General features: G+C 39.9%; 14 protein-coding genes. 11 read left to right on the top strand and 3 right to left on the bottom strand.

The window, feature by feature from the left end:
- Positions 1–19: 19 nt before the first annotated feature.
- A complete protein-coding gene (yejK, locus tag FHG08_RS09950; RefSeq protein WP_178955748.1) occupies positions 20–1036 on the bottom strand; it encodes a nucleoid-associated protein YejK in 1017 nt (338 codons plus the stop codon).
- Positions 1037–1099: 63 nt separating this feature from the next.
- Between yejK and FHG08_RS09945 the strand changes: the two genes are divergently transcribed.
- From FHG08_RS09945 to FHG08_RS09895, 11 genes are all read left to right on the top strand, one after another.
- Positions 1100–1312 (top strand): DUF1414 domain-containing protein, encoded by a 213-nt coding sequence (locus FHG08_RS09945; RefSeq protein WP_008109847.1) that lies wholly within the window; start codon positions 1100–1102, stop codon positions 1310–1312.
- Positions 1313–1317: 5 nt separating this feature from the next.
- Positions 1318–2814 (top strand): DUF3413 domain-containing protein, encoded by a 1497-nt coding sequence (locus tag FHG08_RS09940; protein ID WP_178955746.1) that lies wholly within the window; start codon positions 1318–1320, stop codon positions 2812–2814.
- Between the two features lie 145 nt (positions 2815–2959).
- A complete protein-coding gene (locus FHG08_RS09935) occupies positions 2960–3451 on the top strand; it encodes a DUF4124 domain-containing protein (RefSeq protein ID WP_178955744.1) in 492 nt (163 codons plus the stop codon).
- A 183-nt stretch (positions 3452–3634) separates the two neighbouring features.
- The gene (aceK, locus tag FHG08_RS09930; protein WP_178955743.1) at positions 3635–5353 is read left to right on the top strand and encodes a bifunctional isocitrate dehydrogenase kinase/phosphatase; all 1719 of its coding nucleotides are present in this window, start codon (positions 3635–3637) and stop codon (positions 5351–5353) included.
- A 16-nt stretch (positions 5354–5369) separates the two neighbouring features.
- A complete protein-coding gene (locus tag FHG08_RS09925; RefSeq protein WP_008468187.1) occupies positions 5370–6308 on the top strand; it encodes a LysR family transcriptional regulator in 939 nt (312 codons plus the stop codon).
- A 161-nt stretch (positions 6309–6469) separates the two neighbouring features.
- Positions 6470–6913 carry a PA2169 family four-helix-bundle protein gene (locus FHG08_RS09920; RefSeq protein ID WP_178955742.1) on the top strand — a complete coding sequence of 148 codons (444 nt, stop codon included), beginning with the start codon at positions 6470–6472 and terminating at the stop codon, positions 6911–6913.
- Positions 6914–7082: 169 nt separating this feature from the next.
- The gene (locus FHG08_RS09915; RefSeq protein ID WP_178955741.1) at positions 7083–9899 is read left to right on the top strand and encodes a TonB-dependent receptor; all 2817 of its coding nucleotides are present in this window, start codon (positions 7083–7085) and stop codon (positions 9897–9899) included.
- A gap of 44 nt (positions 9900–9943) precedes the next feature.
- The gene (locus tag FHG08_RS09910) at positions 9944–11275 is read left to right on the top strand and encodes a DUF5690 family protein (protein WP_178955740.1); all 1332 of its coding nucleotides are present in this window, start codon (positions 9944–9946) and stop codon (positions 11273–11275) included.
- On the top strand, positions 11272–12081 hold the full coding sequence (phnX, locus tag FHG08_RS09905) for a phosphonoacetaldehyde hydrolase (protein ID WP_178955739.1): 810 nt from the start codon (positions 11272–11274) through the stop codon (positions 12079–12081). The genes FHG08_RS09910 and phnX overlap by 4 nt, the downstream gene beginning before the upstream one ends.
- Positions 12081–13472 (top strand): FAD-dependent oxidoreductase, encoded by a 1392-nt coding sequence (locus FHG08_RS09900; protein ID WP_178955738.1) that lies wholly within the window; start codon positions 12081–12083, stop codon positions 13470–13472. The genes phnX and FHG08_RS09900 overlap by 1 nt, the downstream gene beginning before the upstream one ends.
- 88 nt (positions 13473–13560) lie before the next feature.
- Complete coding sequence (locus tag FHG08_RS09895) at positions 13561–14247, top strand: GntR family transcriptional regulator (RefSeq protein ID WP_178955737.1); 687 nt, start codon at positions 13561–13563, stop codon at positions 14245–14247.
- A 52-nt stretch (positions 14248–14299) separates the two neighbouring features.
- On the opposite strand, the gene phnW is transcribed toward FHG08_RS09895, so the two are convergent.
- Positions 14300–15397: a 2-aminoethylphosphonate--pyruvate transaminase gene (phnW, locus tag FHG08_RS09890; RefSeq protein WP_198522997.1), complete on the bottom strand. Its 1098-nt coding sequence runs from the start codon at positions 15395–15397 to the stop codon at positions 14300–14302.
- A 155-nt stretch (positions 15398–15552) separates the two neighbouring features.
- Entirely contained in the window at positions 15553–18585 is a 3033-nt protein-coding gene (locus FHG08_RS09885) for a TonB-dependent siderophore receptor (RefSeq protein WP_178955735.1), read from the bottom strand.
- Positions 18586–18594: the final 9 nt, after the last annotated feature.

Here is an 18594-nt window from a genome sequence, read left to right as displayed (position 1 = left end):
CTCACAGCTCGCCGTGAGTTTAATCTTGCTCTTGTTCCATGAAACGTTGCAGTTGGTCTTTAAGGTTTGGCGGAATGCCTTTTATTACCAGTGTATCTGTTGCTTCGTTGTATGTTACACGTTCACCTAAATGTTTACGCTCAAAGCTAATACTCACACCGCCACCTAAGCCTGAAAACTTAACCATACTTGTTACTGTTTTCTTATCAACTGGAAATGACTCTTCTAGGTCATAGCTTTGCTCTTTACAAAAGCTCTCAAACGGGTTGTCGTCGCCTTTGGTCAGCGTTGCTGAAAGCTCACTTACATTAGCCTCTTCGCCTGTGGTGACACAGTCGTTACAATAATCAAATACTTGTTTACGTAAATCGTCTTTTTCAGACTTATTAAATTCTTGCTCTGATAAGTAGTCTTCTACCGCGCTTAGCATTACTTGGCTTTGTTGCTTAGGATCAATGCCCTCTTCACAACCTAAGAAATCTAAAAAGAAGTCAGCCACTTTTCGCCCTGCACGACCTTTAATAAACGAAATATAACGATTGTCGTCTGCTTGGGTATCCCATGCGGTTAAATCAATGCGAGCAGCCAATTGCATACGCGAAATATCTAAATGGCGCGATGCGGCTAAATCAAGCTCTGAAGTCATGGAGTAGTGCTCTTTAATGTTGATCATGGCAATCAACATATAATCAGTAGCCACGTACTGATAATGACAAAATACTAAGTAGCCAGTTTCATTAAAGGCGTATTTATCTAACTCTTCTTTTAATACCGTTGATGCCTGCTCGGTCATATGCCAAAAGCCAAGCTCATTATTACGATAGCTTTGCATAGTAGAGGCTACAATACTGTTTTTTTCACCACTAAAAGCACAAAAACCTTTGCCTGGCTTGCCGTTGTAGGCGTGGTGTAATTGCTCAATGAATACAGCAACTTTGTCGTTGATCATCATTTCGTCGTTGCGAAGGTGAATTTGGGTGTCGTCATCTTTTTTGTCTACATAGTGCACGACTAATTTTTTAACATCTATTGCCATCTTTGTTTTTCACGCCTCTGGTGTTAAAATACGGGAATATAACTATTTTTATTGAACCAACTGATGCCAATCTTATCAAAATACTCTAATGAAGAAGTAGAACAAATCGTCGATCAGCTTATTGATGTTTTATCAAAACACAATGCGCCGGTTGATTTAAGTCTTATGTGTTTAGGAAATTCTATCACGCATATCTTAAAAGAGCATGTACCAACAGGGAAAAGACAAGCTGTTACTGAGAACTTTGCAAAAGCACTCGCTCAGTCGGTTAAATAAACTCTATGAATTTATCGCAGCATAACCAGTTTTCATCGAAAGCAAGTCAATTATTAAGTTGGGGCCATTGGTTTACATTTGCCAATATTGGTCTGGCGCTTTTAATTAGCTTAAGCTATTTATTTGCCGACTCGCCACCCACCACTAATATAGGTATCACTTATATGGTGGTTACGTGGCTAAGCCACACCAGCTTTATTGCCTTTTTAGCGTTTGTGCTGACGGTCTTTCCTTTAAGTTTAGTGTTCCCCTATCCGCAGCATATTCGCGGCATGGCGGCAGTGATAGCAACAATAGGTGCTTCAATACTGACTTTAGACGCTTATGTGTATTTTAACTTAGGCTATCACTTAAATGCCTCAGCACTGCCTGAAATTATTTCGCTGTTGTGGCACCGCTTAACAAATTCACCGGCGCTCACTACCTTGCTAGCAGGAAGTATTGTATTACTTATTTTAGGCTTTCAGCTTACAGTTAGTAACTTTACTTGGCACCATCTAGCACGCTTAAAGCAATTTAAATTTGCGCGTTATGCAGGTTCTTTTTTAGTGATTTGTTTTGCATTAAGCCACAGCATTCATATTTGGGCTGATGCAAATTTAAAGTTTGATATCACCAAGCAAGACAACGTACTGCCACTTTCGTACCCTACTACAGCCAAAAGTTTACTCGCTAAAAACGACTTATTGGATGTTGAAAGCTACGAACAGGCACATAATGTTAAAATTAATAACCAAGGTATTAATTACCAAATACCTACCCCATTAGCAAAATGTGAAGATTACAACGCGGCTAAAGTTGATATTTTAGTTTTTGATAATGACGAGCAGTTAACAAAATTTGTTGCTAGCAAAAAAAGCATTTATAAAAACCAACAATTTTTACAACCCACCGATCAGAGCGACATGCTATTTGGTTTGGTGTATGGCCTGCCTGCATTTTATAAAACCGACATTATTGAGCAACAAACCTTACCCGTTTGGCAAAGCCAACGTCGAAGTGTAAAAGTATTTGGTATTGATGAGCTGAGCTTTATTAACGAGCAAGCACACAAAGACAGTGCAATCAGGGTGATTAAAGCGACTGAAAATGCAACGGTTCGTGATGATGCTACTGAGTTTTTTGCATTTAGTGTGTCTCAAAACAGCAATGAAATAGTGACCACGTCAACGCTATATAGCTCAGATAAGTTTATTTCTAAAGTGAATGGCTTAATTCAACCTAGTGATATTATTGCTACTAGCCTTGGCCAATACTTAAACTGTAATGCGCTTGCTAAGCAAACTATGCTAGGCGAAAACTTATACAGTAAAAGCAATAATATTGGCGTTAATTACTCACAAGGTGTCGTAATTGCTTATAAAAAAGATAGAATTACGCTGATTGATCGTGATGGAAACTTTAGAAACATTTCCGCGGCTGAAGGGTTTTCTATTGAGCAAGGACTTGATATTCCGTTTTTAGTACACAGTATTAAAAAGCTTAAAACGTTTTCTCAATAGCACCTCATAATATGAGCGAGCCATTAAAACTGACTCGCTTGGTTTCTGTTATTGCTCCTTTGCACTTGCTATCCCCCTCAGCTAAGTTATAGTTTTTAGGATTAAAACATTTTAACTCGATCAGAATGCGCAAAGGATCATCATTATGTTCAACGTTATTAATCTGATCATTACTGCCTGCCTTTTATGCTTTAGCTCTCTTGCACTAGCCCAAACTACCTATTACAAATGCGTAACCCCAAAAGGGACTACCTTTTCACAATTGCCCTGTAGTAACAATGCAACCATGCATAAAATAACTGCCACTGAGCCAAAACAAACAGGTGAAGAAATAAACTACACTAAGCAGTTAAACGAGCTTGAGCGCGACACCATAATTACTAACTTAGAGGCAGAGCTGCGCAGTAACCAGAATAAACTCGCTATACTTTCACGAGAAAAAGACCGTGCTGATTTTAAACAACAACAACGCTTGAATCATATATTAAGTGCCGATGATAAAAAACGAATTAGAAAAGATATTAAAAAAACGCAAAAAAGTTTAGATAAGCAATATAAAAAAGATAAAAAATTAATTGAAAAACGAATTAAGAAATTACAAAAAAAGATTGATGCCTACCAAACAGACTCTAACTAACTTAAATAAATATCATCTTAATTTGCTTGGTTTTAAACATAAAATAACATACCCTTAACAACTATAGAGTACAAACTCTAATGCGTGTTTAGTGGTGCAATTTCCTTTGACCCGCTTTTACAAATTAAATGGTATCCACCGGCACTTTACTAAACACCCAAAGGCGTCAATTAAGGAGTACTGATGCAACCACGCCAAATTGCTGAGTTAATATTAACCGGATTTAAAAAACATTACCTGCTGTTTCAAAGAACAACAGCAAAAGCGCCTCATGCGTTTGCTAAAAGAGATTGGCAAGCAATTAATGATATTAGCCGCCTACGTATTAGTTATTACGATGATCGGGTTAACGAAACCACAAAAACCTTACGTGAACGCCAACAAACAGACCAGCTAAACGAAAGTTTATGGCTTGAAGTAAAGAAAATTTACCAGCATTTTTTATGTTTTCACCCGCAGGCTGAGCTTGCCGAAACATTTTATAATTCTGTATTTTGCCGCTTGTACCACCGCCGCTATTTTCATAACGACTTTATTTTCGTTGAAGCGACACTCAAAGATGCGCCTTCAGTGCCAGTAGAGGCTGAATATAGAAGTTACTTCCCCGTCGTGGATGGTTTAAAACCAACAATTAAACGTATTATTAACCACTTTGATTTTAAAGCCGATTTTGTCAACCTTGAGCGTGATATTCGTTTATTAGTAAAAGCGTTTTATAAGCAAGCTCCCGATACTCACCACCAGCATTGGCAAATGCGTTTTGATATATTACACACGCCGTTTTACCGCAATAAAGCAGCGTATATTGTAGGACGTGTCGTATCGCAAAGCGGCGTTCAACCTTTTATCATTGCGGTACTTCATCATGAAGATAAAGGGTTATATCTTGATGCCCTACTGACTAAGTCATCGCAAATGCGGGTTATTTTTGGCTTTGCACGAGCTTACTTTATGGTAGAAACTCACGCCCCCTCAGCGTTAGTGCGGTTTTTAAACCAACTCATGCCAAATAAAACTTTAGCCGAGCTTTACAACGCCATTGGTTTTCATAAACAAGGAAAAACTGAGTTTTACCGTGAGTTTTTGAATCATTTAACTCATTCTAATGACCAATTTACCATTGCACCTGGTACACCCGGCATGGTGATGATGGTATTTACCCTCCCCTCGTTTGGTTATGTATTTAAAGTTATTAAAGATAAATTTGGCGAAAGTAAACCATTTGGTCGTGATACGGTATTAAAACGCTATCAACTGGTTAAAAGCCACGACCGTGTAGGGCGAATGGCCGACACCATAGAGTATTCAAACGTCGTATTTCCTTTAGCGCGTTTTGATAGTAACTTGTTAGCGCAGTTGTATAAAACCATTGGATCATCAATGGTCATTGAAGGTAACTGGTTAATAATAAAACATTTATATATTGAAAGGCGAATGACGCCACTGAATCTGTTTTTAGAAAATGCAGATGAAAAAAGTGCCGCCGATGCCATAGAAGAGTATGGCCAAGCGCTCAAAGAAATGATTGCTGTGAATATTTTCCCCGGCGACATGTTGTTAAAAAACTTTGGGGTAAGTAAGCACAAACGGATTATTTTTTACGATTACGATGAAGTGCAATATTTAACAGACATGAACTTTAGAGCACTACCTAAGGCAAAAAGTTATGACGATTATTTAACGGATGAACAAAGTTACTCGGTTGCCCCTCAGGATGTATTTCCAGAGCAGCTATGTACCTTTGTTATGCCCAATCCAACATATAAACAATTTTTAACTAGCACGCACCCTGAATTACTTGATGTTAACTTTTGGAAACAAGCACAACAAAATATAAAAAATGGAAAGGTGAGTCACATTTATCCCTATCCTACAGCACAGCGTTTTATCCATTATTGGTAAACGTTAAGGACACACAATGAATATAAGTAAAATAGATTTAAATTTACTGGTTTACCTCGATACATTACTGCGCGAATGTAATGTTACTCGTGCTGCAAACCAGCTTAGTATTACTCAACCGGCAATGAGTAACGGACTTAAACGCCTACGTAACCTTTTTAACGATCCTATTTTAGTTCGTACCAGCGATGGTATGGTGCCGACTGAGCGTGCTATTGAGTTGCAGCCAGTAATTCGTGGAATTTTGATGACTCTTGAAGAAACTCTGGCACCTAACCGTGAGTTTGAAGCTAAACAAAGTAAGCGAGTGTTTAGGATCATGGCCAGTGATTACGCGGCCAGTACCATGGCGCCGCGTTTATTAGGGAAACTACACGAAGAAGCGCCCGACACCACCTTAGATATTTTAACCCCTAGTGATGTTACCTTTCACGATGTTGAAAACGGTAAAGTTGATATGGCGATTAACCGCTTTGAAAATTTACCACAATCGTTTCATCATAAACGTATTTGGAAAGACAGCTTTTGTTGTTTAGTAAAATCAGATAACCCCATTATTGAAAACTTTAGCCTAGATAGCTATTTAAAAGCTCGCCATATTTGGGTAAGTAAAACAGGCTTTGGTGTTGGTGTGGGGATGGACCCTAAAGATGTGCAAAAGCTGGGCTGGGTTGATGAGGCACTGGCTCATTTTGGTAAACACCGTAATATTGCCACTTTTACTCGTAACTACCATGTGGCTGTTCACTTAGCCAAAGAGAAAAATTTAGTTGCGACTTTGCCCTCAAAAGCGGCTAATATTTATTTAGACGATCCTGGGCTTAAAATACTGGAGCCCCCCTTTCCTATCCCGCCATTTGAACTTGATATGATATGGAGCCCTTTATTACACAGAGACGCTAGTCATATTTGGTTACGCCAAAAAGTAGCTGAAGTAGCGGATGAGCTAAAATAACCTTCTTACAAACTTTTATGTAAAATTTGCTTGCTAACGCTCAGTTAGCAAGCCTACTAAACAATTAAAAAGCATAAAATACAAACACTTAAAAAAACAACCTACTTGGAATAGCGCTTGCTTAGTAATGACAGTATTTTAAATTAACAGAGGTCATTATTATGAGCACCCATCAAGGACAAGAAATTAATCATATTACAGAAATTATCCAAGTAATGAATAGCGGCATCGACTTTTACCAAACAGCACAAGATAAAGTAAAGGACCCCGCAATAGGTGCCCTATTTCAACGTATGATTGACGCTCGTAAAGTCAGTGTGGAGAGTTTACAACCTTACGCAATTAATCAACAGGGTGAGCGCGAAGATGGCTCATCGTTTGTTGTAGAAGCGCGCCGAGCATTCACAACTTTGATTAGTAAATTTACTAACGATAACGATCAAACCTACGTTAAAGAGCTTGAGGAAGTAGAAGATAAAACCTTAGAAGAAATTAAAGTAGCGTTGAAAAAACCTCAGTCCCATGATTGTGAAGCAGCGTTATCAAAGGTATTACTTACTATGCAGAGCTGCCATGCTGAAATGAGTAAAATGCAAAAACATTAAGTTTAATACAAAGAATAACCGCCCAGCCTTAGTGCTGGGCTTTTTGTTACCTTAAAAAAATCCCCTCCTGTGAAAAAAATTAGTTTCGTCACATGTTTGTAAAAATTCATCACTATTATTAGTTAAAACATCTGGTCTAGACCAAAATAAACTTAAGGTAAAACTAATAATGAAACGACATGCAATAGCCACTGCTATATTACTGTGTACTAGCCCGTTATTTATTGCCCAAGATGCCGTTGCCGGTAACGCTACATTTGTAGGCACTGTAGAAGATAGTAGATCACTGCTCTCTGGCGCATTAATCACAGTAGTTGGTACTGGTAAAAGTACCGTAACAAACTATCAGGGACAATTTGAGTTACCGCAGTTAAATCCAGGTAAACACCAACTTAAAGTGACTTATTTAGGCTATCAGCCTTATTTTGTTGATATTACTGTTGGTGAAGGCGAAATAAAAAAGCTAAAACCAATCACTCTTTTTGCTGCAAATAATAATAACGCCATTGAAGAAATAATTGCTGTCGGCCAAATTCAGCGCGGTGAAATGGCGGCAGCTAATAACCAAAAAAATGCCAAAAGTATTAAAAATATTATTTCTGCTGACGGTATTGGAAAACTACCTGATAGAAATGCAGCTGAAGCTGTACAGCGTATACCAGGTGTGTCGATTGAACGTGACCAAGGTGAAGGTCGTTTTGTTGCTGTGCGCGGTCTACCGGCACAGTGGAGCTCTGCGAGTATCAACGGCGATCGTTTACCAACGGCTGAAGAAGAAACCACCAGTCGAGCAACAGCTTTTGACTTTTTCCCTAGTGAATTAATTGAATTTGTCGAAGTGTCGAAAGCGCTAACCCCTGACCTTGAAGGTGACGCCATTGGCGGTAATGTTAATTTTATCACTAAAAAAGCGCCCGATGATTTTGTGTTTAATACTAATTTTGCAATTGGTCAAAATGAGCTTGCCGATGGCACTAATTATTCAGCAAACTTACTTTACGGCGACCGCTTACTAGACGACAAATTAGGTTTTTTGATCAATGCGACTGCGTGGCAACGTGACTGGGCCACTGATAACTATGAGCCGCGCCGTGGCAATGATGGTTTAGGCATTTATCGCTTAGAGTTACGAGATTATACCGGCACGCGCGAAACTTATGGACTTAATGGTGCTGTTGAGTATCAACTTGAACAAGGCACAATTAGCGCCACAGCCATGTATGGGACTTTAATTGATGACGAAACACATTATAAGCACCGTATGCGCTTTGATAAAAATCGCGCTGAAGTACAACATATCCGCAATGAATTAATTACCGAAATGACTGGGCTTGAGTTAGAGGCTGAGCATTATTTTGGTTATGACAAAACTCTTAGTTGGAAGTTATCAAGTTACGAGAATGAATTTCGTTATGGCAATACCCCAAATAGCGAAGACAACAGTTATTTTGTTGTCAGATTTGACCAAAAACAGGTTGGCTTTCAAGGACTAGAAGACAGGGGCACAGGCAAAAATTACGCTTATAATACGATTGATGGTGGCAGCGATCCATGGAATGCAATCAGTAACCATTTACCTAGTGATTTTTCATTCGATCCTGCTAATACTAATCTTTCATGGGTAGAGTTATATAAAATATTCGTTAATGAAAAAGATAAAATTGTCGCGAGTGCCGATTTCGAATGGCAAGTAGATGCAAACTTAACTGTAAAAATAGGTGCCAAATACCGTGATAAAGAACGTGTCGCCCGCTTTAGCGATGAATTTTACGCGTGGGATGAAGCAAACTATGGCGCTGCGCCAAGCTTAAGTGACTTTACTTTGGCAGATCAGCCAGGCCGCAATGATTTTTTAAATGAATTAGCTATTGATTACCAACAGCAATTTTCGCAAGTTGTTGATACCGGCGATCTAGCGCAGTTTTGGAATACCAATAAAGACAAATTTGTACTTGATAAAAGTGAGTCTGCCTTAATTGAAAATGGCGGTGCGTTAGGACGTAATTTTGATGTTAACGAGCAGCACACCTCACTATATGGTATGGCAACCTATACAATTAATAACGACTGGGAAATACTAGGTGGTTTGCGCCTAACTCAAACTGATACTGAGGTGAATGGTTATATATACCTGGCTGATGAAGATAGAGTTACACCAAGTCATGCTAAAAATGATTACCTATCGGTGTTACCTGCATTACATGTTACTTATCACAGCGACGAGCAAACCAACTACCGCTTAGCATTAACCCGCTCGTTCTCACGTCCTGACTTTGGCTCTTTAACACCAGGCGCAACCTACTTAGAAGCAGATAACGAACTTGTTACCGGTAATCCCGAACTCGAACCCACTTACTCAAATAATGTTGATTTGATGGTTGAGCATTTCTTTGAACGTGTTGGTTTAGTCTCTGCAGGCCTGTTTTACAAGGACATTAGCGACCCAATTTTTCAAAGTAGCTCAATTGGTCAGTTTAATGATAACAGTGGTGTAAATATTGTGCGCCCAGAAAATGGCGACAGCGCATGGCTTGCAGGTATTGAGATGGCCTTTAATCGCGATTTGGGCTTCATCAATCCGACTCTAGATAGCTTTGGAGTAATGGTGAATGCGACCTTTATGGACTCACAAATGAATATTCCAGATCGTGGCGATAAAGTAGCGATTCCGCGTCAAGCCGATAACCTCTATAACTTTACCTTATATTACGATGACAGCTTCTTTGCCGCGCGGGTTGCCCTAAATTATAAAGGCGAGTACATCGAAGAGCATGGCAGTGATCGGCAATCGGATAGCTATTATGGCGAAAATGTTAGTGTTGATTTTACTACGTCATACCAGCTTAACGAAAATGCATTAGTTTATCTTGAATTAAATAACCTAACTAACGAACCGCTTAAATATTATTTGGGAGATGAAAATCGCCCACTGCAAGTTGAGTATTATGGTGTTCGCGGCATGGTCGGTATTAATTATCAATTTTAATCTATTGTATTACGCGGGGCGAAAGCCTCGCGAAGGATAACCCTATGTTTACGCAACCAAAGTGGCTACATCGTGCACAAGGTGTTGGGTTTGTTCTATTTGCAGCAAGCGCTGCATTTATGACTTACTTTTGTATGTATGCATTTCGTAAACCCTTTACAGCTAACAGCTATACAGAGTTTGACGATCCAAGTTGGCAAATTAGCTTTAAAATAGCACTCATACTGGCACAAGTATTTGGCTACTTATGCGCCAAATTTATTGGTGTTAAGGTCATTGCAGAAATGCGGCACCAACAACGGGGTCTTGCCATCATTGGTATGATTACAGCAGCTGAATTATCGCTAATTTTATTTGCCGTGACCCCTGTTGGAGTCAACGTAGTATGGCTATTTTTTAATGGTTTATCGTTGGGAATGATTTGGGGTATTGTATTTAGTTTCTTAGAAGGCAGACGAACTTCTGAGATACTCGGTGCCATTCTCAGTGTCACCTTTATTTTGGCGTCAGGTTTAGTGCGCAGTGTCGGTAAATGGCTGATAGATAATCTCAATGTTCCGGAACTGTGGATGCCTGCCGCAACCGGAGCGTTATTTTTACCCTTGTTGTTACTTAGTGTTAAGTGTTTAACCTTGTTACCCAATCCAACACCAGAGGATCAGCAGGCGCGTCAACAACGCTTACCTATGAATGGTAGAGCCCGCTGGCAGTTTTTCAAACAATACTGGTTTGGTATTAGTTGTTTAATTCTGAGTTTCTTATTATTTACTGGCTTTCGTGACTTTCGCGATAACTTTGCCGCAGAAATTTGGCAAGCACTGGGATATGGCCAAGAGCCAGCTATATTCGCCTATGCAGGTATACGTATGGCATTTATAGTCTTGATTGCACTTGGTGCAATGGTGTTAGTAAAAAATAATAAAACCGCTTTTTATGTAAACCACGGATTCATTTTGTTTGGTGCCTGCTTGTTCGTAGGCAGTACTGTTGCGTTTGAAAGCCAATTACTAAACGCTAAGGCATGGATGGTGCTCCTTGGGGCTGGCCTTTATATTAGTTACATCCCCTACAATTGCTTCTTATTTGACCGTATGATTTCTGCTGTTGGCTCAACCGCTAATGCCGGGTTTTTAATTTACTTAGCAGACTCAGCTGGTTATTTGGGCTCGGTGAGTATCTTACTCTATCGCACCTTTGTGATGCCTGAGATTAGTTGGCTTAACTTTTTTATAAACGCCTGTTACTGGGTCGGCTGTATCGCTGCATTCTTGGTATTGTGCTCACTAAGCTACTTTGTAATGCGCTTATCCCCTTTCAAACAAGTTCGCAGGTTACACCCTGTATCTACACCTACATATATAAGAGAAGAAATATGAAACATTTAGAAGCACTCATTTTAGACTGGGCCGGCACAGTTGTAGACCATGGCTCTGTAGCGCCAACCACTATTTTTGTGGAGGCATTTAAAGCCGCGTTTGATTTTGATATTACGCTGGCGCAAGCGCGTATTCCGATGGGCATGGGAAAATGGGACCATATTGCAACCCTAGGTAAATTACCGGAAATTGAATCTCGTTGGCAGGCACAATTTGGCTGCTCAATGACTAATGAGCAAATAGATCATATTTACAATACCTTTATGCCATTACAAAAAGCTAAAGTCGCAGATCGTGCTATGCCTATTGCTGGCGTATTACCCGTAATAGCGCGTTTAAAACAGCAAGGTATTAAAATTGGCAGCTGTTCAGGCTATCCTCGCCAAGTGATGGACGTGCTTGAAGTGGCTGCCGCTGAATATGGTTACCAACCCGATCATAGCGTTGGTAGTGATGAACTAACGGCTGGCTCTCGCCCAGGGCCATGGATGGCACTTGAAAACGTGAATGCACTAGGCATTCAACGTGTTGCGAACTGTGTAAAAGTTGACGATTCAGCACCTGGCATCGCTGAAGGGTTAAATGCAGGAATGTGGACTGTTGGTGTTGCCCTAAGTGGTAATGCAGTCGGTTTAACCGAACAAGAATGGGCAGCGTGCTCAAACGATGAACAAGCCGTTTTAACTCGTGAAGCATACCAGCATTTATATCAAGCCGGCGCTCATTTCGTGATTGACTCTTTAGCTGATATCGAACCTGTTTTAATGCAAATTGAAGCGAGACTCGCTCGAGGAGAGCGTCCTTAATGAATTATCAACCTTTTTGGTTTGATAACGCCATAAAAGAGGAGAATGCCGATAGACTTCTTCCTCAACTTCCTGAAAATCATCACACCGATATTTGTATTATCGGTGGGGGGTTTACAGGACTTTGGACCGCCATTCAAATCAAGCAACAGCAGCCCCAAAAAAAAGTGACTATTATTGAACAAGGGTTGTGTGGTCAGGGCGCATCGGGCCGTAATGGCGGTGCGATGTTAACATGGTCGACTAAATTACCCAGTCTGATTAAATTAGTAGGATTAGAAAACGCCCTTTTTTTAGTACAACAATCTGAGCAAACCGTCCATGATATTAAGCGTTTTACGCTAACTTATGCTATTGATTGTGATTGTCGAATTGATGGATGCTTTTATACAGCCTCCAACACGAGTCAAATTGGGCGACTAAGTAACGCGCTTGATTACTTAGATAAATTTAAAATTAATTCGTGGCATTCTTGTGACACTCAACAATTACAACAAACCGGTTCAAAGCAAAACCTCACTGCTCATTTTTCTGCACATGGTGGCAGTGTACAACCAGCGAAGCTCGTCAGAGGGTTAAAGCGAGTCGCGCAACAGCTTGGAGTGACAATAATAGAGCAATGTGAATATATGCAACACTTTGGCGATCAACAAATAACCGTACATACAAGTCAGGGGAACCTATTATCCAATACAGTTATTTTTGCGGTTAATGCGTGGCTACCTAGTTTACATAAAGTATTTTCTCGCTCTGTTGTACTGGTTTCTAGTGACATGGTCATCACTAAGCCAATCCCAGAAGTTTTAGAGCAACTAAATTTAAATCACGGCAGTGCTATTATTGACTCTCGTCTGTTTGTTAATTACTACCGGACCACCAGTGACGGGCGGTTAATGTTAGGTAAAGGAGGAAACTTTTTTAGTTATTGTAATAAGGTGCATCCAAAGTTTGATTTGCCGAGCAGCTATGATGATATTTTAAAATCATCACTCAATTATTTCTTTGGAAGGCATCACTTACCCATAGAACGAACGTGGACGGGCGCTTCCGATCGCAGCGTTTCTGGCTTTCCATTCTTTGGTCAGCTTAACAATCAAAAAAATGTATTTTACGCAGGTGGCTACTCTGGCAATGGCATTGTACAATCTTATTTGGGTGCAAAAATTCTCTGTGCAATGGTACTCAATAATGATCCTAAGTGGCAAAACTGTGGCTTAGTTAATCAATCACTAAATCAGTTTCCTATTGAACCCATCCGAACAGCAGGTGCATATTTAGTACGTAATGCAATAAGACGTAAAGAGGCCGCAGAAGATAGTAATGCAGCAGTTCGCAGTATTGATAATTTTTTGGCTAAATTAAGTGGCAATGCTGCTAAAGTCGATTCATAAACTAGCTGAATATAATACTCACCATAAACAATATAAGTCATATTATACTCAGCTAAGCTACTATATTTTTAGGATAAATAATCAAACGATGCTTTTATATCAAGAGATCCGTAATTATATTCATGCGCTACTAAAAACCGACGTGATTGCAGCGGGTCATAAGTTGCCTTCAGAGCGAGAATTACAACAAAAGTTTAGTTCTACCCGAATTACTGTACGCGAAGCGCTTCTGAGGTTGGAAGCTGAAGGCCTAATATTCAGTCAAAAACGTAAAGGCTGGTTTGTCACCCCAAAAAGATTAAAGTGGCACCCTGCTACTAAAGTCAATTTTTATGAATTGGCAAAACAACAAGGGTTTGTTGCACAAACGACACTCGTGAGTGTACAACAGCAGGCAAAGCTTGAAATTTGCCGAGCGTTAGATGCCCAAAAGCTTTATCATCTTCAACGTATACGTAGTCTAGATAATCGCGCCGTAATGTTTGAGCATATTTATTGTGATGCTAAACGCTTTGCTGATTTTCACTCACACCCCTTAGATACCTCTATCACCGATATTATGGCAAAACAGTACGCAACGAATATCGTTAAAGAGCAAAGCATAATAAATGTCACGGTATTACCTGATGAAGTGAGTCATCTACTTGAAAAAAATAGCGGTACACCCTGCTTACACGTTATTCGAAAGCGATTTGATGAGCATGGTTTGTTAGTTGATTATAACATTGAGTACTGGTTGCATAATGCCATTGAAATGGTGGTTGATGGCCAATAAAAAAGCGGTGTTTAATGAAAATTAAGCACCGCTTGCACGGGTGAAATTAGCTTTAAGCTTTCCAATATTGGTTTTTTGCCACAGCATCAAGCAAACGCTGTATATCGGCCTCATCTACTTCACCAATATTACCTATGCGAAAGCAATCGGCGTTAGAAACTTTACCAGGGTAAATAACAAAACCTTCTTGCTTTAACGCACTATAAAAAGATTTAAAATCATAATGCTCTTCGCTAGGCGACAAGAATGAGGTAATGATGGGGGAATGAACTTCCTCATTCAGTAAAGGTACAAACCCTAACGCTTTCATACCAGCTACCAAAGTCTTTTGGTTTTGCGAGTAACGCTTAAAGCGCTCTGCTATTCCTCCTTCCTCATCTAACTCTTGCAGGGCTTGATAAAATGCACGCACAACATGAGTTGGCGAGGTAAAACGCCATTTACCATGGTGTTGCTCCATACATAACCATTGCTGATATAAATCCAACGACAAGGAGCGCGCAATACCTTCACTTTGCTCAATAATACTTTGCTTACACACCACAAAGCCAAAGCCAGGGACACCTTGAATGCATTTATTTGCAGAGCTGATCATTACATCTATATGCCACTGTGCAAGGTCGAACTCAATACCGCCAAAACTGCTCATAGCATCAACAATAAATACCTTTTGATACTTTTTAGCTAGTGAGCCAACCTCTTCAATAGGATTGAGTATACCTGTGGTCGTTTCACAATGGACCATTGCAATGTGAGTAATACCTGAATTATTTTTTAAAACAGTATCAATCTCATTAAGGTTTGGCAGTGCCGTTTCTGTATAATTTAAAACATGACAGTCAATTGCTAAATAGTCGGCAATTTCAGCAATACGCTTCCCGTATGCCCCATTATTAATAACAAGTAACTTACCCGTTTTTGGAATAAGACTGCCAAGCGCTGACTCTACACTGGCAGTGCCACTGCCTTGCATTAATACACTAGTATAATTAGGTTGTGATGTCGCAAGCGATACTAATTTATTACGTATTGTTTGCACTATGTCGCGATTATAATCATCATCCCAAGTACACCAGTCTTTAAGCATCGCCTGCTTAACAGTATTAGAGGTCGTTAATGGGCCGGGCGTTAATAGCAAATAATTGTTCATAATTTATTTCACTCAATCTGGTCTAGTCCAGTTATTATTAAAGATTTCATAAACTAAAAACAGTGAAGTTTTTATGACACTATAAACACTTTAACTATAAAAACGATAAAAGGGCCTTACGGCCCTTTGGTTGTTAAATAACAATAGGAGAGTTATTAAAAGCGGTACTCTGCACCTACGTAGTAGTAAGCACCGTTAAAACCAAATGGCGCTGAACGACGTGAGTACTTAAATACACCATCGCTGCTGACAATGGTGTTACCTTGAGCATCTACAATTGTGCCTGAACGTGAATTACCTATGGTGTTTTCATCTGGGTAAACATCAAATAAGTTATTTGCGCCAATATTTACTGATAAATCGTCAGTCACAAAGTAATTTACTTTGATGTCAGTTAAAATTTCAGCACCATAAGTCTGGCGGCCGCCATCTTCCACTGTGTATTCACCAAAGCGATTAAGCGATAGGTTTACTGTCCAGTCGTCGCGACGATAAAGTGCACTTAAGTTAATTCGATCTTCTGGTTGCCATTCTTCAATAATAGAAATTTCTTGATCAGAAAACACATCATCGACTGGCACGGTTTCAAGACCAGAACCTGCTGGTGTAAATAACGACACTACATCGGTTTCTGTAAAGTTAGCCGCTAGCGTGAAATCAAGCGTGCCGCCAAGGCCTTCTGTATTCCATGTAGCCACAAAGTCGATACCTTGTGTCTCAGTGTCAGCGCCATTTAAGAAAAACTGCCCTGCACCTGCACCCGAGCTTAATAACGCGGCATCAAGGCTGCTTGATAAGCCTTTACCTAAGCGATTACTGATTACAATACGGTCGTCAATATCGATTGAGTAGTAATCTAAGGTTACATTAATATTATCGCTTACGTTATAAACGATACCTAAACTGCGGTTTTGAGATTTCTCTTCTGTGAGCTTAGGAATACCTAAACTTTGCGCAAGGGTTGAATCGTTTCTAAAGGTCCCTACTTCTTCAGCCACTAAATTGCCATTAGGGCCTACAACAAACTGTGTGCTGATGTTGTTAAAATACAACTGTTGCATTGAAGGTGCTCTAAAGCCTGAGCTTAGCGCACCACGAAGTGAAATATCTTCAGTTACTGACCAGTTACCGGCTAGTTTAAAGTTAACTGTATCGCCAAACCCTTTGTAATTGTCGTAACGTAACGCCCCTGAGATAATTACATCTTCAATAACGTAAGCTTCAGCATCTAAGTAAAATGAGATCACATCACGCGACTCATCAACCGAAGATGCTGGCGATGAACCACCAAAGCCTTGTGTGCCACCGGATGCGTTTTCGCTGCCAATACCACCGCTTAGTCCATCGTAAATATTAACACCATTGTTGGTATCGTAATCACGATATGCATATTCACTACCCTCTAAAATTCGGTACTCATCGGTACGAATTTCAGCACCCATTGCTAACGAGTAGTCATCAAAATTTTGAGTAAAATCAAGATTGATCGTTTGCAGTGATAGCTCCATGCCATAAGCGTAACCTTGACGTGGAATCGTGGCGCGAATATCTGCTGCACTTAGGCCTTGATCATAACGTAAAAAATTCGCGTAAGAGCCATTAATAGTATCGCTAGTCGTGTAGTCAATACTGTTTTCACCATAGGTGTACGATAAGTCTAAGCTTGAGTCGTTATCAAATTCAGTTTTATAACCAAAGTTATATGAAATATCGTCAATCGTGGTGTTTATTTTAGGTAAAAAACCAGCTGGGATAGTTGCATCGCCATCTTGAAGTACCGGGTTACCACCTGCATTAGCATTATGGCGGAAAAATGCTGCTGATTCGTTATCACGAGTTGAATAGGTAATAAAACCGTATAGTTCACCCGCTCCTAATTCGTAGCCGGTGTTAACTGTTAAACCAAATTGTTGAGAATCAGCATCGCCAATTCTGAATGTATCACGCGGTGCGGTTAATTCGCGTGGATCACCTGCAAGCAAGGTACCATCAGAAAGTTCAGTACAGCCATAGAACTGACATGAGCCATGAAGGCCTGCACGGTTAGTTGGTGCACGATCACGGTAGTTAATAGTTGTATTTAAATAACCGTTATCACCTAAAGCAAAGCCTTTATTAAAGTCAATATTAATGGTTTCGCCATCGCCTTCTGAATACTCACCGTAGTTAACGGCCGCTTTACCACCTTCGCTGCCATCTTTTAGCACGATATTAATAACACCGGCAATTGCATCCGAACCATATTGAGCTGCAGCGCCATCGCGAAGCACTTCAATACGTTTAATTGCTGAGGCTGGAATCGCATTCATGTCAGTACCCGCAGTACCACGACCAACCGAGGTATTAATATGAATAATACTTGCTTGGTGGCGACGCTTACCATTGATCAATACCAATGTTTGGTCAGGGCCAAGGCCACGTAACGTTGCAGGTCTTAATGCATCAGTACCATCACTAATAGATGAACTTGAAAAGTTAAAAGAAGGTGCGATAGCTTGAAGCATGCGGCCAACTTCTGTTTGGCCGGTGTTTTCGAGTGCTTCTGCACTTAAAATATCAACGGGGACAGGTAAGTCTTCAACTGAACGTCCTGCGACACGACTACCTACAATAGCAATTTTTTCGATGTTTTTTTCTGCGCTTTGTTCAGCGGCATTTATTCCTTGTGAATTAACTGCAAGTAAAGCAGGTAATACGGCAGCACTAACTCCTGAAAGCTTCATCATGTTGTTATTCTTCCTATTGATTTGTTTGAGTTTAATACTCAGTAAACCATTTTGATCAACAACCGCATCGAGCTCAGTCTCAGCTAACAATGCGTTTAACGCATCGAGTTGAGAATAAAATCCATATAATGAATTTGCCTCGTACTGTTTAGCAAGCTCATACGAAAAAACCACTGTTTGTTCAGTTTGCTTAGCAAATTCTATTAAGGCTTTGTCTGCTCGTTGCGCTTTTATATCAAACTGCATCATTTGTCCCTCAGTTTGACTCGCATGCACACTGATACTAAAAAACAGCGGTGCAACGAGTCCCAGCGGACTTAAATAACACGTATGGTTACTGCGCAACTTATATAAACAGTTAGCAAACAAAAATCCTCTATAGGTTTTTATCATTTTTTTAATCTTTAAATTACTTTTTACACCCTTATGAGTAACATTGATTAACAATGGCGTGATTTTCATTACCATTAC

Origin of the sequence: Pseudoalteromonas sp. Scap03 (genome assembly GCF_013393115.1) — a bacterium.
Taxonomy (GTDB): domain Bacteria; phylum Pseudomonadota; class Gammaproteobacteria; order Enterobacterales; family Alteromonadaceae; genus Pseudoalteromonas.
Note: the sequence above shows the minus strand (reverse complement) of the source record. Positions and strands in the feature narration are given on the sequence as shown.

Bases quoted from the DNA above. Each gene is read 5' to 3' on its own strand.
- yejK (WP_178955748.1), bottom strand. From the start codon at position 1,036: ATGGCAATAGATGTTAAAAAATTAGTCGTGCACTATGTAGACAAAAAA.
- FHG08_RS09945 (WP_008109847.1), top strand. From the start codon at position 1,100: ATGCCAATCTTATCAAAATACTCTAATGAAGAAGTAGAACAAATCGTC.
- FHG08_RS09940 (WP_178955746.1), top strand. From the start codon at position 1,318: ATGAATTTATCGCAGCATAACCAGTTTTCATCGAAAGCAAGTCAATTA.
- FHG08_RS09935 (WP_178955744.1), top strand. From the start codon at position 2,960: ATGTTCAACGTTATTAATCTGATCATTACTGCCTGCCTTTTATGCTTT.
- aceK (WP_178955743.1), top strand. From the start codon at position 3,635: ATGCAACCACGCCAAATTGCTGAGTTAATATTAACCGGATTTAAAAAA.
- FHG08_RS09925 (WP_008468187.1), top strand. From the start codon at position 5,370: ATGAATATAAGTAAAATAGATTTAAATTTACTGGTTTACCTCGATACA.
- FHG08_RS09920 (WP_178955742.1), top strand. From the start codon at position 6,470: ATGAGCACCCATCAAGGACAAGAAATTAATCATATTACAGAAATTATC.
- FHG08_RS09915 (WP_178955741.1), top strand. From the start codon at position 7,083: ATGAAACGACATGCAATAGCCACTGCTATATTACTGTGTACTAGCCCG.
- FHG08_RS09910 (WP_178955740.1), top strand. From the start codon at position 9,944: ATGTTTACGCAACCAAAGTGGCTACATCGTGCACAAGGTGTTGGGTTT.
- phnX (WP_178955739.1), top strand. From the start codon at position 11,272: ATGAAACATTTAGAAGCACTCATTTTAGACTGGGCCGGCACAGTTGTA.
- FHG08_RS09900 (WP_178955738.1), top strand. From the start codon at position 12,081: ATGAATTATCAACCTTTTTGGTTTGATAACGCCATAAAAGAGGAGAAT.
- FHG08_RS09895 (WP_178955737.1), top strand. From the start codon at position 13,561: ATGCTTTTATATCAAGAGATCCGTAATTATATTCATGCGCTACTAAAA.
- phnW (WP_198522997.1), bottom strand. From the start codon at position 15,397: ATGAACAATTATTTGCTATTAACGCCCGGCCCATTAACGACCTCTAAT.
- FHG08_RS09885 (WP_178955735.1), bottom strand. From the start codon at position 18,585: ATGAAAATCACGCCATTGTTAATCAATGTTACTCATAAGGGTGTAAAA.